Annotated in this window: 16 protein-coding genes and 1 pseudogene; 11 read left to right on the forward strand and 6 right to left on the reverse strand. The window is 60.7% G+C overall.

Features of this window, described 5'->3' with window-relative positions; all coding sequences use genetic code 11:
- Nucleotides 1-2: 2 nt before the first annotated feature.
- The 7 genes and pseudogenes from AC1D2R_RS12795 to AC1D2R_RS12825 all read left to right on the forward strand — a co-directional run.
- Nucleotides 3-1562: a Na+/H+ antiporter subunit D gene (locus AC1D2R_RS12795; protein ID WP_477967654.1), complete on the forward strand. Its 1560-nt coding sequence runs from the start codon at nucleotides 3-5 to the stop codon at nucleotides 1560-1562.
- Complete coding sequence (locus AC1D2R_RS12800) at nucleotides 1559-2032, forward strand: Na+/H+ antiporter subunit E (RefSeq protein WP_477967655.1); 474 nt, start codon at nucleotides 1559-1561, stop codon at nucleotides 2030-2032. Before AC1D2R_RS12795 ends, AC1D2R_RS12800 begins: the two co-directional genes overlap by 4 nt.
- Nucleotides 2032-2472 carry a cation:proton antiporter gene (locus tag AC1D2R_RS12805; RefSeq protein ID WP_477967884.1) on the forward strand — a complete coding sequence of 147 codons (441 nt, stop codon included), beginning with the start codon at nucleotides 2032-2034 and terminating at the stop codon, nucleotides 2470-2472. The genes AC1D2R_RS12800 and AC1D2R_RS12805 overlap by 1 nt, the downstream gene beginning before the upstream one ends.
- Nucleotides 2469-2801, forward strand: coding sequence for a monovalent cation/H(+) antiporter subunit G (gene mnhG, locus AC1D2R_RS12810; RefSeq protein WP_477967656.1), 333 nt, complete (start codon nucleotides 2469-2471; stop codon nucleotides 2799-2801). Before AC1D2R_RS12805 ends, mnhG begins: the two co-directional genes overlap by 4 nt.
- Before the next feature lie 443 nt (nucleotides 2802-3244).
- A complete protein-coding gene (locus tag AC1D2R_RS12815) occupies nucleotides 3245-3679 on the forward strand; it encodes a Ros/MucR family transcriptional regulator (protein WP_037062182.1) in 435 nt (144 codons plus the stop codon).
- A 200-nt stretch (nucleotides 3680-3879) separates the two neighbouring features.
- On the forward strand, nucleotides 3880-4392 hold the full coding sequence (locus AC1D2R_RS12820) for a helix-turn-helix domain-containing protein (RefSeq protein WP_477967885.1): 513 nt from the start codon (nucleotides 3880-3882) through the stop codon (nucleotides 4390-4392).
- Nucleotides 4274-4552 (forward strand): annotated as a pseudogene (locus tag AC1D2R_RS12825) (DUF6456 domain-containing protein); the annotation flags it as partial. The gene AC1D2R_RS12820 and the pseudogene AC1D2R_RS12825, both read left to right, overlap by 119 nt.
- Nucleotides 4553-4693: 141 nt before the next feature.
- On the opposite strand, the gene AC1D2R_RS12830 reads toward AC1D2R_RS12825, so the two are convergent.
- Together AC1D2R_RS12830 and AC1D2R_RS12835 are read right to left on the reverse strand one after the other, a co-directional pair.
- Nucleotides 4694-5116, reverse strand: coding sequence for a SufE family protein (locus tag AC1D2R_RS12830; protein WP_477967657.1), 423 nt, complete (start codon nucleotides 5114-5116; stop codon nucleotides 4694-4696).
- 207 nt (nucleotides 5117-5323) lie between these two features.
- Nucleotides 5324-5833: a DUF5330 domain-containing protein gene (locus tag AC1D2R_RS12835; protein ID WP_477967658.1), complete on the reverse strand. Its 510-nt coding sequence runs from the start codon at nucleotides 5831-5833 to the stop codon at nucleotides 5324-5326.
- Nucleotides 5834-6284: 451 nt separating this feature from the next.
- Between AC1D2R_RS12835 and AC1D2R_RS12840 the strand changes: the two genes are divergently transcribed.
- The 3 genes from AC1D2R_RS12840 to AC1D2R_RS12850 all read left to right on the forward strand — a co-directional run bounded on the left by AC1D2R_RS12840 (nucleotide 6285) and on the right by AC1D2R_RS12850 (nucleotide 9151).
- Complete coding sequence (locus tag AC1D2R_RS12840) at nucleotides 6285-7826, forward strand: sensor histidine kinase (protein ID WP_477967659.1); 1542 nt, start codon at nucleotides 6285-6287, stop codon at nucleotides 7824-7826.
- Nucleotides 7798-8727, forward strand: coding sequence for a peptidoglycan-binding domain-containing protein (locus AC1D2R_RS12845; RefSeq protein WP_477967660.1), 930 nt, complete (start codon nucleotides 7798-7800; stop codon nucleotides 8725-8727). The genes AC1D2R_RS12840 and AC1D2R_RS12845 overlap by 29 nt, the downstream gene beginning before the upstream one ends.
- 67 nt (nucleotides 8728-8794) lie before the next feature.
- The gene (locus AC1D2R_RS12850; RefSeq protein ID WP_477967661.1) at nucleotides 8795-9151 is read left to right on the forward strand and encodes a DUF1491 family protein; all 357 of its coding nucleotides are present in this window, start codon (nucleotides 8795-8797) and stop codon (nucleotides 9149-9151) included.
- Between the two features lie 31 nt (nucleotides 9152-9182).
- Here the strand turns inward: AC1D2R_RS12850 and AC1D2R_RS12855 are convergent, their stop codons facing one another.
- Both AC1D2R_RS12855 and AC1D2R_RS12860 read right to left on the reverse strand, forming a co-directional pair.
- A complete protein-coding gene (locus AC1D2R_RS12855; RefSeq protein WP_477967662.1) occupies nucleotides 9183-10235 on the reverse strand; it encodes a DUF2336 domain-containing protein in 1053 nt (350 codons plus the stop codon).
- Nucleotides 10236-10438: 203 nt separating this feature from the next.
- A complete protein-coding gene (locus AC1D2R_RS12860; protein WP_037062173.1) occupies nucleotides 10439-10645 on the reverse strand; it encodes a hypothetical protein in 207 nt (68 codons plus the stop codon).
- 511 nt (nucleotides 10646-11156) lie between these two features.
- Between AC1D2R_RS12860 and AC1D2R_RS12865 the strand changes: the two genes are divergently transcribed.
- Complete coding sequence (locus tag AC1D2R_RS12865; RefSeq protein ID WP_477967663.1) at nucleotides 11157-11324, forward strand: hypothetical protein; 168 nt, start codon at nucleotides 11157-11159, stop codon at nucleotides 11322-11324.
- Nucleotides 11325-11333: 9 nt separating this feature from the next.
- Here AC1D2R_RS12865 and AC1D2R_RS12870 read toward each other — a convergent pair whose 3' ends face one another.
- Both AC1D2R_RS12870 and AC1D2R_RS12875 read right to left on the reverse strand, forming a co-directional pair.
- Nucleotides 11334-11891, reverse strand: coding sequence for a DUF1254 domain-containing protein (locus tag AC1D2R_RS12870; protein WP_477967664.1), 558 nt, complete (start codon nucleotides 11889-11891; stop codon nucleotides 11334-11336).
- Complete coding sequence (locus AC1D2R_RS12875) at nucleotides 11884-12471, reverse strand: DUF1214 domain-containing protein (protein WP_477967665.1); 588 nt, start codon at nucleotides 12469-12471, stop codon at nucleotides 11884-11886. Before AC1D2R_RS12875 ends, AC1D2R_RS12870 begins: the two co-directional genes overlap by 8 nt.
- Between the last annotated feature and the right edge of the window lie 253 nt (nucleotides 12472-12724).

Below are 12724 nucleotides of genomic sequence, written 5' to 3' on the forward strand. Positions count from 1 at the left end.
TCATGGCAGCTCCGACCGGAGAAATCGCAGATCTTTCAGCGGCATTCCTCGCCGAGCCGGTGCCGCTCGACAACTGGCTGGTCATTGCGCCGGTTGCGCTTTGTATCACGCTGGGTGCTATCTTGCTGATCGTCCGTGGCTCGGTCCGCCTTCAGGCATGGCTCGCCATTCCCGGCCTTGCCCTTTTGGTGCTGACGGATGCCGCCCTGCTTGCCAAGGTGATTGCACACGGTCCGCTGACCATGGTCATGGGTCGGTGGCTGCCGCCCTTCGGCATCGCTTTTACCGTCGACCTGTTCGGCGCGCTGATGGCGCTGACGGCCGCCATTGCGGCCTTCGCCGGTGGAATCTATGCGCTGGCCGATATCGCAGACAGCGGCCGCCGTTACGGCTTTTTTCCTTTGCTGCTGCTGATGATGGCGGGTGTAACAGGCGCGTTCCTGACCGGCGACGTCTTCAACCTCTACGTCTGGTTCGAGGTGTTGCTGATCTCGTCGTTCGGTCTGCTGATCCTGGGCTCCGAGCGCAGGCAGATCGATGGCGCCATGAAATATGCTGTCCTCAATCTCATCGGGACGACGCTGTTTCTGATTGCGGTCGGCATTCTCTATGCCGTTTTCGGCACGCTCAACATGGCCGACATTGCAACCAAGGCAGAGGGCGTACGGTCGGGCGCACCGATGATGACGTTGTCGTCGCTCTTTCTGCTCGCCTTTGCCATGAAGGCTGCCGCGTTTCCAGTCAATTTCTGGCTGCCCGCCTCCTACCACACCCCGCGCATCGTCGTCTCGGCGCTGTTTGCCGGCCTGCTGACCAAGGTCGGCGTCTATGCGCTGATCCGCATTGTGGTCATGCTGTTGCCGGTGGAGCGGGAGCAACTGAGCCTGCTGATCGCGGCTGCTGGTGCGGCGACCGTCGTTGTCGGCGCGCTCGGTGCTTTGGCGCACGACGACATCCGCAGGTTGCTCGGCTACGTCGTCATCTCGGGGATCGGCAACATGCTGATCGGCGTGGCGCTGGGGACAGCAGGGGGTCTCTCCGGTGCGGTCTTCTATGCGGTGCATTCCATGGTGTTGATGACGGCGCTCTACTTGCTCGCCGGCCAGGCGGCGTTGCTGGGCGGCAGCTTTTCACTGGCGGACCTCGGCGGGCTCTATCGGCGCAACGGCGCCTTTGCGGGCCTCTCCCTCGTTCTCTTCTTCGCCGCCTGCGGTCTGCCGCCGTTTTCCGGCTTCTGGCCCAAGGTTATACTGGTGAAGGCTGCGATCGATGTCGGGGCATGGTGGCTGGCAGCCGCGATCCTGGCAGGCGGCTTTCTCACGACGATCGCCTTCGGTCGCGTGTTCCTGCTGGCCTACTGGCGACCCACGTCCACAGTCCCGGAAACGGCTGAGCCTATCGGATGGCGGGTGACGCTGCCGCTCCTGATCCTGACTGCTCTCGTGGTCGGCTTCGGCATATTGCCGGAGCGGCTGCTGGCGCTGTCGCAGGCTGCGGCGGTTGGCCTTGCGGATCCGTTTCCATACGTTCAGTCCGTGTTTCCGGGAGGCGTCGCGCCGTGATCGGTCTTCTCCTCAATCTGTTGCTGGCAATCGCCTGGGCCGCCGTAAGCGGCAGTGCATCGGCCCATAATCTCGTCTTTGGCTTCCTGCTTGGCGGGCTTGCGCTCTATGTTGTACGCGAGCCCTATGGCAGCGGCGGGTATCTGCGGCGGGCGTTCGCGATCCTGTCCCTGGCGTTGTTGTTCCTCCGCGAGCTAGCACACTCGGCGGTGAAGGTCGCGCTTACCGTGCTCAGTCCCGACATGCAGTTGAAGCCGGGCATCTTTGCTTTTCCACTGACCGTCAATCGTGATTTCGAGATCACGTTGCTTGCCAACATGATCACACTGACGCCGGGGACACTCTCGGTGGACGTCTCCGACGACCGCGGGACGCTCTACGTTCACGCGCTGGATTGCTCGGATCCGGAAGCAACGAAGCGCGATATCGCCAACGGTTTCGAGCGCAAGATACTGGAGGCGTTCCGATGATCTCGCCGCTTGTGATTGTTTCCACGGCCGCCGCCGTCGCGCTGGTGATTCTGGCGGTCGCCTTCCTGCTCGCCGGTTGGCGGGTCGTGGCTGGACCGACGCTTCCCGACCGCATTCTTGCCCTGGATACACTATCGGGGACGGCGATCGGCTTTATTGCAGTGATCGCGGTCAAGACCGGTTTTGCTCTTTACATCGACATCGCCATTTCGCTCGGCCTCGTCGGCTTTCTCGCCACCGTCGCCTTCGCGCGCTTCGTGATGTCGCGTGCCAGCTTGACCGAGGGGCGCAAATCCGAACCGCGGGGCCAATCCGAACGGCAGGGGACGTCCGAACGAAGTGCGGCTGAAGGAGGCCCGAAAAGAGCGCGGGGCGTCACGAAAAAGCCCGATGCCGCCTCCAAAAGCAGTGGACGAAAAACCAGGAAAGGCAGGAAATGACAGACTATTTTGTCGCGATCGTTGTCGCCGTCCTGCTGCTGCTGGGTTCGCTTTTCGCGCTTGTTGCTGCCCTCGGCATCCTGCGCTTGCCGGATCTCTATACCCGCATGCACGCCGCGTCGAAGGCGGGAACGGTAGGTTCCGGATTGCTGCTAGTAGCCGCCGGCCTCAACTCGGGAGAACTTGCCGTCTTTGTCCGTGCTATCGCAGGTTTTGTCTTTTTTATACTGACGGCACCCGTTGCTGCGCATCTGCTCGCGAGAGCGGCACACAAGACAGGTTATCGTCTTCAGCCACCCTCCGTACGTGACGATCTTCTTGAAAGGTAAGAGTTCTGCCGATTCAGTATTTTAAGCAGTTTTTTGCAGCTTTAAGCAGTGCCGCCGATGATTAATGTTGCGGCACATGCTTACTAATTCTTAAGAGATGGGCATTTTTTGGCGGATATATATGAAATAATAATTGGCGTTTTCGCAAAACGGTGATAATTGGTTGCTCAAGTAGAGTTCTGATATTGAATTAGAATCACATTGCTTTTTTCCTCAATGACTTTGAATTTCAGTGTTTAATTGAGGAGACGACGTGGATGCGATCGTACTAATTTAAGATCAGGCAGTATAAGAACGGGTTTCGGCCTCAGGAATCTAGGGGTGGATTTCAGTTTTTCGAAACATGTAGCCGCAGACTGAGTTTTTTGCTGTTCGCTCTACGATAGCGGTCTGGGACCAAGAGGCCCTAGACGTTTTGAGCATGCAAACAGGAGAAACGAATTATGACGGATACTGCAGCCGCCGGTAGCGGGCCGGAATTGCTGGTGGAGCTTACCGCAGATATTGTCGCAGCGTATGTCAGTAACCACGTCGTACCGGTGGGCGATCTCGCCAACCTGATTTCCGACGTGCATTCGGCACTCAGCAATACTTCGACGCCGCAGCCTGCAACAGCGGTCGTTGAAAAGCAGAAGCCGGCTGTATCGGTGCGCAAATCCGTTCAGGATGAGCAAATCACCTGCCTTGAATGTGGTGGCAATTTCAAGTCGCTGAAGCGTCATTTGATGACACACCACAGCCTTTCGCCTGAAGAATATCGCGAAAAATGGGATCTCCCGGTCGACTACCCGATGGTAGCTCCGGCCTATGCCGAAGCGCGTTCGCGCCTTGCAAAGGAAATGGGTCTCGGTCAGCGCCGCAAGCGCGGTCGCGGCTGACACCTTTCAGACTTTGAGAATACGAAGAGCCGGGCGCGAGCCCGGCTTTTTTTCGTTTTTGAACAAACGAAAAAAAGGAAACTGGTCCGATCAAATTTTGTTCTCGCAGAAGAATCCATCGCGAAAACAGCGGCTTGCTTTGCCGCATCTGCGCACAGATCACAAACGAAATGGTACTGCTCGCCGGCCACCGCATCCAGATGCGCGGCGACCGGCTGCGGACGTTCTGCCATGTGCGCCAGATCGCCATGTCTCTCTGCCATGTCGCGCTGCAGATTCCTCTCGATGAAATCGGCAAGGCCTTCGGTCTTGACCGCACCACGGTCGGACATGCGTGCCACATGATGGAATATCGCCGCGCCAATCCGGATTTAGACGAGTTCGTCGCCGCCGTCGAGCGCACGGTCAATGCCGTCTTCCGGTCGAATGGAGTTCCCGGCCATGATAATGCAGGTCACGGCAATAAGGTTCAGGGGAAGGCGATGGTGAGGCTCGTGACGTTCTTGATGCGAGGCCGCGGGGGCGACACAGCGCGTGCGCGTCAACAGGCTGGAATTGCCGCTGACCGGGCTTTCGCGCCTGAAGGACAGGAGCCGCAGTCCGTTCCTGCCGGAGATCGCCGTCGCAGCCGGCGAGAGGCTTCTTGCGGATTTTACCCGCGGCCAGCTTCAGGCCCGCGCTACCGCCTCATGGGAACCTCGCTTTTCGGATAGCGCCAAAGGAGCGCGCGGCGGCATGGCTGACCTGAACCGACAGTGCGACGACTGCGTGCATCGCTGTCGATCGCGCGATGGAGGCGGTCGGGCCTGAACTATCAGGGGCCGCACCGATGTGTGCTGTTTCGTGAAAGGGCTTGAAACGGTCGAGCGCGAACGCCAGTGGCCGGCCCGCTCGGCCAAGCTCATGTTGCGCACCGCGTTTGTGGCGTTGTCGCCAGTGCCCTCGCGACGCTCGCGCGTCGATCACTGGGAAGCGGAAGCCGAGTGCCGGATCCTCAGCCGTGCGATGGCAGCCTCAGGCCGCAGCGCGCACCCGTGCCTCTTCCCGGATCCGGTTGACCATCGAGCGCAGCCCGTTCGAGCGCTGCGAGGTGAGATTTTCCACAAGGCCAATCTTCGAGAACACCTCGAAGGCGTCGAGGGCTGCAATCTCGGACGCAGTCTTGCCGGAATAGGTGGCAAGCACGATGGCGACAAGGCCGCGGACGATATGCGCATCGGAGTCGCCTTCGAAGGTCATCAGCGGATTGTCGGGATTGCCGGACGTATGCGTGACCAGCCAGACCTGGCTGGCGCAGCCCATCACCTTGTTGGCTGACGTCTTCTTCTCGTCGGCAAGGTCCGGCAGCGCCTTTCCGAGCTCGATCACATAGCGATAGCGATCTTCCCAATCGTCGAGGAAGGAGAAATCGTCGATGATATGATCGAGGGACGTCATGAAGAAATGGCCTTTCGTTGTCAGGTCTCATATAGGTGAAACACAGCCAGATTTGAACCATTAAAAAGAAACGCCGCGAAGGATGGGCATCCCCGCGGCGCAGCGAAACGCTGGAAAGCAAACAGGCAGGCACGTCAGGCACAGGGCGACTCCGCGTCGTGCGGGACGCCGGTGCAAGCTCTTGGTGCGGGGTATCCCGCGGAATACTTAGGTTGCCGGCCGTGGGGTCGGCAGCGGAATGGTCCCTGTCGTGACATGGTCGGACGAAACATCGTCGCCATCGTCGCCATCGTCGACCGGCGGGCGGTAAGGCATCGGCTGATTGAGCGCGGTCCGTTCTTCATGAACCTGCTGGGTGATGGCAGCTGCCGTATGCGCCGGCGCCAGGCCAACCGCAGGTGTGGTCGTCGCCGCCGTCGTCACATTGGCGCTCTTGCCGCCGCCGAACTTGTTATCGAGCATTTCGAAGGCGACGAGCGCGCCGGTGCGTGCCCGGTGGCCGAGAGCTGCCATCGTGTCTGCGCCCTTGGCGCATACTTCAGGCTTTTCGCCGCACAGGCCGCTCAGATAGTCATACGCGCCGGTCGCCGCCACGAAAGCGTCGGAGAATTGCAATGTCGGCTGGCTCGCAACATCCGTCGAGCGTTCGCCGCTGAAGAACGACAAGAGCACGAGCACAAGTCCGAACCAGAACGATCCTTTGATCAGAAACCACATAGTCGTTGCCCATCCTGTTTTCCTGCGCGGTCTTGTTGCCGAATCAGGCCGTTCTCCGGTGTGACTTCACCTTAGAGAGAACTTGCGAATGCCCGTTTTCAAAACTCGTCGGCATTTGCGGCAAATTTAGTTCAAATTTTAATCGAAGGCATCTTTGGCGCATTTCGGTCAAATTGTAGCGACCGCTGTTAAGCATGCGAGGGCCTGCCTCCTGTAATTGCAGGGTTTCCTTGTGGCGGGGTTGCCACAAGCGTTAACGACAAGGTGAAATATGAGCGAAATCCGTCGCTTACTCGCTGTTAACTGTAAAAAGCAAAGCCGCCTTGCCGTGCTTCAAAACGGGACTTTTGGCATCTTCGGGCCGGGGAGTGGCGCTTTCCTTTATTCTTTCCTTAAGCGCCCACGGCCTATTGTCGGCCGTCGGTAAAGAGCCTTTTTTGGCGGGTATTGCGTGCGTATATTGAGTGAAATCGCAGATCGGGCGGCAGCCCTCGTGGACCGCGCAGCGGAACGCTGGCTCTCCCGGACGGGGGGAAGTGCAGCGCTGCGCCAGCGCGAGCTGGTCATTCTGCGCCGGCTCGCACTCCTTTCCTCGGCGGCCCTAGTCGCCGCGCCGGTCGGTCTTTCCCTTATCACCAGCCCTGCCGTGGCCCTGCCCGCGGGCGTCGCGGCGGTCTGCGCCGCCTTCCTGTTTTCCGCTGTCGGGAGCATCGCGTTGTCGCGCCAAAGTGTTGCAACATCTGTGGTGGCAACCCAGTCCGCCGAAGATTTCTTCATGGAGGCGAGCGCCGGGCTCATCCTTTTTCTTGATCCTCAGGGCGGCGTCATGGCCGCCGGCGGTCGCGACAAGCGCGACTATCTTGCATGGATGCGCCCCCTCGAGGGCAAGGGGTTCGTCGAGCAGATCCATGTGTCGGACCGCATCGTTTTCCTTCAGGCGCTCGACCGGCTGCGTCAGGGGGAGGAGCAGGCCGCCGTCGACCTCCGGCTGGAGCGCCCGCCGCTGTCGCGCGACAACCGCCAGTTCTCCTATCTCAGGACCGATCTCACGGCGCGGCGGGATGTCGACGGAGTCCTCCTCAGCGTCGTGGCACAGCTGCGGGATGTCTCTGTAGAGCAGCAGTTGCGCCTCGAGGCTCACAACCACGCGGTGGAGGCCCAGTCGGCCAATGATGCGAAGTCGCGTTTCCTGGCGGCCGTCAGCCATGAGTTGCGCACGCCGCTGAATGCCATTCTCGGCTTTTCGGACATCCTGCTCGGCGAATATTTCGGCAAGCTCGCGAACGACCGCCAGCGCGAGTATGTCGGGCTCGTTCGCGATTCAGGAGCGCACCTTCTGTCCGTCGTCAACACCATGCTGGATATGAGCAAGATCGAGGCGGGCCGTTACGAGCTGCTTCTCGAAGGCTTCGATATCGGTGCCGCGATCCGCTCGTGCGAGGCGATGCTGGGGCTGCAGGCCAAGGGCAAGGGCGTCTCGCTGACGAGCCGCATCCAGCGCGGCCTAGAAGACGTCATTGCCGATCAGCGCGCCATCCAGCAGATCCTCATCAATCTCGTCGGCAATGCCGTCAAGTTCACCGACGCAGGTGGTGCGATCTCGATCGACGCTTCGATGCGCGATGGGATTCTCAAGCTCTGCGTGAGCGATACCGGGATCGGCATCCCGTCCGACAAACTGGAGATGCTCGGGCAACCCTTCGTCCAGATCCAGAACGAATACACCCGTCGTTTCGAGGGCACGGGTCTCGGCCTGTCTCTGGTAAAGGGTCTCGTGGCGCTGCATGGCGGCGACTTCGCGATCGCCAGCACGCCTGGCGCCGGCACAATCATAACGATTTCGATTGCGGCGGATGGCTCGGGCATTCCGACAGCGGGTGCCGCCAGCAACGATCCGGTCGAGTTTCCGCCGCGACTGAAGACCGCGCCGGTCTATGCCGGCATCTTGGAGGAGGGGCTTTTCGATGGCCGTGAGCAAGCGAAAATCGCCTAAGGGGACGAAGGGGCGGCAGAAGCCGGGCCTGCTTCTCACCGGGGCTGGTGTCGTCGGCGGTCTGGGACTGCAGGGCGCGGGTGTTCTCGGCGGTATCATCGGCCGCAACCCGTCGATTGCCGGTGGAACGGCGGCGTTCCTGGTCATCTTCAGTTTCGTCGCTGCCAACGCGCTCTGGTATCAGCCGGGCACCCATCCGCATCCCTTCCTGCGCACCCGCGATCCGTTGTTCCCGAATGTGCTTGGCGGCCGTCCGCCGATCGAGCAGCATGTGGGCGAGGTGACGACCTTCAAGATCGAGCGGCAGGATGAGGCCGACGCGTCTCAGACGACCAACGCCACGCCGCCGGCCGCCCCAGGCAGTCAGCCGGCCAGCCAGCTCGTCATGGACATCCAGAGCGAACTCGTGCGCCGCGGCCTCTACAACGGCGCCCCTGACGGGGTCATTGGTCCGCGCACCAGCGCTGCGATCCTCTTCTTCGAGGAAACCGTGGGCATGCCGCAGAAGGGCGATGCCACGCCCGACGTGCTGGCCGCCCTGAAGACCGACAGGGTTGGCCCATCCACCGTACCGGCCGAGCGTCCCCGCGCAGACGTGTCCTCCAGGGCCGCTGCCGAAGATCCCGTTGCCGCCGCCATCCGCAGCGCGGAAAAGTCCATCAAAACCGCGCCGACGACGGCGAGGCCGGTGCAGTCTGCTGCTCTGACCAGCGTCGACCTGGTGTTGAAGATCCAAAAGGGCCTCGCCAACATGGCCTACACCAATGTCGGCGTCGACGGAGTGGCCGGCGAACAAACCCGAGTCGCTATCCGGCATTTCCAGAAGCACTACAATCTCCCTGAGACGGGCGAGCCCAGCGAGGCCGTACTGAAGAAACTCAAGGAAATCGGAGCGCTGTGATTGGCGCGAGCCGTGATGCGCAAGCCATGGCATTGCGACCATCGGCAGCGCGGACTATATCGCGCTCATGAGATTACGCACCGACATCTTCGTTTCCGCACTCCTGCGCCGGGTTTTCGGCAAGGGCGATTTCGCGGCGATCGAGAAGAAGGGAGCCGAAGAGGCCGGCGCCATCTTCATCAGGCAGCATTTCCGCGATGGGCTGGAAACGCTCTACGGCCCAGCTCCGCAGAGCTTTTTCGATCAGGAGGATAGCGGCGATCGGCTGTTCGAGATCAGGCTCGCGCGGCAGGAGGCCGACCTGGTCCGCGACGCGCTGGACCGCGAACGAAATTTCGATCCCGATCTATGGATCGTGGAGCTGGAAGCCGATGATGTCGATGGCATCGTCCCGATGGTCGACGAGCGCAAGAACCCGCTGTGACGCCCTGTAACGGAAGAACCCGTTGCAGGTATCAGCGCGCGCGGCCGATGATGCGCATGTCGCGCGCCGGAGGCACCTGGCGGGTAGATCGGTTTGCGGGCGCCGGTGCTGTCGCGGCCTGCTCCGGCAGATAGGTATAACGATCGGCCCGGCACCAGGACTCGACGCGGGTATTGCACTCCTCCGGATCGAGCGCATCGAGCACCATCCAGGCGCGTGTCACGCTATGCTGCGTCTCTGCCAGATGCAGGTAGAGCTTCTCCAGGACGAATACGGCGTCGAGAAAGTCCATGCCGAGGCTTGTCAGCGTTGTCGCCAGTTGCTGTCCGGACATGTCGAGCATGATGCGTTCGGCCAGCCAGAGGCTCGCCGACAGTGCATCGGCAAGCGCCGTTGCAAACTGTGGTGCTTCCCTGTTGCGAGCAAATCGGACGAGGAGCGCAGCCTGAAGGCCCGAAAGGGTCCGAAGGCCCAAACGGTCAGTCTCGTCCCGGCCGAGATGACGGGCCAGCCCCTTGATCCGGTCGCGCGTCTCCTCTTCGCGGCTGGCCAGTGCTGCCTCTGGGCCGCTGTGGGAGGGTGCAAGGAGAGGTGAGGGCACGAAGACCCTTTCCTCGATGTGCTGGCCCTTGCCTAGGGGAGGCATCGCTGCCGCTTCGGTCCGTCGCGGCTCGGCTTGACGCAGACCGACCAAAGCATCGATCACCCTGGGAGAGAGCGCATCGCGGCTGACGATCGCCTTCATGTGGGCGCTGCCCTGCATACGGGCGACTGCGATCAAGGTGTCGTCGTCGATGGCAGGCGAGGACGTCAGGAAAGGAGCAGCGATCCCGATCGGCTGGCAGCCGACAAAAAACGCGACCGCCTGCGGGATCTGCTGGCATTGAGAAAGGGCCGCAACGGCCTGGCGCTTGGCTTCATCGGAGGAAGCCGTAAAGAGCGGCGTGAACAGTTCCGCAAACTGTCTGAGCTCGGATCGCGTCGGTGGTTGTAATCCCTCGAAGCTGCTGACGGTCGCCATGAGAACTACGTCCTTCTTCCGGCTGGCGGAGGGGGCCTCTAGGTCTCGAAACCGGTCACGCACAAGAACACACCCTGGAAATGCAAGAGGGATGCCGCAGGACTGGACGCGCTGGAGAGACGCCCCTCTACCACATACGGTTTATGAATAAATCCTACAGACGCAGGGTTAACGGTTGCTGAAGATTTGATTCAAATTGTACCGAAACGGGCGCCGCGCACCCGCAAGCAGCGCGTGACCCGCGTTCAGATGAAATGATCGCCGGCTCAAAGAGCCTTGTGTCCGCGCAGCGCCAGCAGAAGCCGTTCGCCGTCGTTATATCCGGATTGGTAGAGATCAAGCGCTGCAGAAGCCGCTATGTGTGCTTCAGAGCTCTTGATATCGACGTGTTTTTCGGCGCACCAAGCGTCGAGTGCGTGGCGCAATACGTCTAGATCTTCAGGCGAAAATGTCGAACCGATCAATAAAGTCATTTGCCTGCCCATCCCTGGCCAACACATTGGACCCAATATGACATCGACCGCCATTGCCCTTCGGCCGATAGCCCACCTTACCTCCATGGCGGCGAACTGCAATTAGTATTTTCGTGATGCAAATATGCAACATTAACGTTTACACGGACCCCGATTCCTGACGGGCTGGTTAAGTGTATGAATTAACGCTAATTTTCAAATCGCTGATTCATTCCCATTCTTTTTTGATGCGCGCTGAAACCAAAAGAGGCCGCCGCGCGTTTACAAAGCGGCAAACGTCAGATGGAAAATTAACAATCTGTTAACCGTTGTATGTCCCAATTCGGCCAAGGAACGACGCGCCCGGTATTCGGTCGCAGGGTATCCACGTCACGGTATTTTCAGATAGTGCCGTGAGAAAGGCGCGAATGACCTGAGAGCCGGGGGGCTTGAAAGGACGCGCTGGCCCGCGAAGGCGGGCAGGGTGAGATTCACGAAGTTCATCCGTCTCGGGCAGTGCAGGGGGACGAGCATGGCAATAGTCGTCGCATTGGCCGACCGTCTGTCTCAGACGCAGGGGCTCAAGGACAGAAAACCCGTAGAGGCGCAGATCTTGCTCTTCACTGGCGTCCGTTACGAACGCCTCGGCGAGAGCGCAAAGCGCCCTCTAGTTCGCCGCGCGACGCGCACGAAGAAGTAGGCAGCTTCCTCAGTTCGGGGCAGCGCCGGCGAATTCTTCGCAAGCGGCTTGCGAAAGGAAGTTCGTCGCCGCCGCGTCGAAGCTTGCTTGAGGTGCAAGCGTCCTCAAGACCGCATATCCTTCGGTACGCGTCGTCTCGACCAGGATCGTCTTCTGCAGCTCCTGCGGCAACGCTTTGCGAAGCTCGGTAAGCTGGATCGGCGTTCCGATCAGAATGTCGAGCACGCCCCCGACCGACGTTCTGTCGTTCATGCTGAAGATCTCGTTGGAAGCCTCGTCGTAGAGCGCAGTCGACCAGAAAGGCACATTGCCTTTCGCCGTGAGACGCACTGGATTTTCCTCGATATCATAGGAGCACACAGCGGTGCGGACGAATGGATCGTCGTTCGACAGGCCAGCCGTGTCGTTCGTCGCGCCGAGCAGGTAGAAGGTATCGAGGTCGCCTTCCGCCGCAACGCGCGTTGCCGCGTCCTTACCGGTGAAATGGGGCAGCGACAGGATGATGACGAGATGCAGGAGCGCCGCGCCGAAAAGGCCGGCAAGCAGGCCAAACACCAGTTTAAGCATTGCCGCACTCCGTCTTCAGGAGTTTCGGCATGGCAAGGTCGATGACCCCCGAACTACCGGCTGTCGGCGTGTCGAACAGCGTCAGCACCAGCTGAAAGGTTCCTGCTGCCGGCAGCGCCAGCCAGTTGCCCGGCCGGGCGTGAGCGGAAATCTCGATCGAGAAGCTGCTGTCGGGCTGGCGCAGCACCGTCCAGGAATTCAATGCGCCGGGCAGGCCGTCCTGCAGCGAGGCGGGATTGCCGCTGTTGTCGGCGGTGAAGAGCGTCCAGATGCGCGCAGGCGGCGTCTGCCCCACGAGCCGGTAGCTGCAGCCTGCATTCAGGCGTTGGCCGTCGTCGTCCACCCTCGCGGTAAACATCAGCCCTTCGGCGCTTCCGTAGAGCAACTGACCGGCCCGCGCCCGATGCGACTTGGCATAGGGGTCGGCGTCTTCAGTCTGCAGTTCCGGGAAGGCTTCCCACGCGCCGAGCTTGATTGCACCGAAGCCTGCCGTCGCATTCAGCGCATAGAGCGAAATCAGAATCCCGCCGCCAAAGGCGATAATCAGCGTCATCGCAATGAAGAGAGGAAATCTAAACACCGGGCGCCCTTGATAGATAAATCAGTTGAAAGGGTTACCACTGATTCTGGCGCGGCGGAATGGCGTGAGGCGCAAAAGGCGCGGGGATGACTGCCGTCACAGGCTTTGAAGAAGGTCGCATATCCTCAGAGCACGGATTTTCACCGTTGGCGGAAAGCGGCCTGTCGCCGCGCAGACACGCGTCGGCCGGGTTCCTGTGACGAGGTTGGAGAGGGGTTCGTCCGCAAGGCGAATGCCGTTCTACCGATCTGGC

The organism is Rhizobium sp. P1_C7, assembly GCF_056406295.1.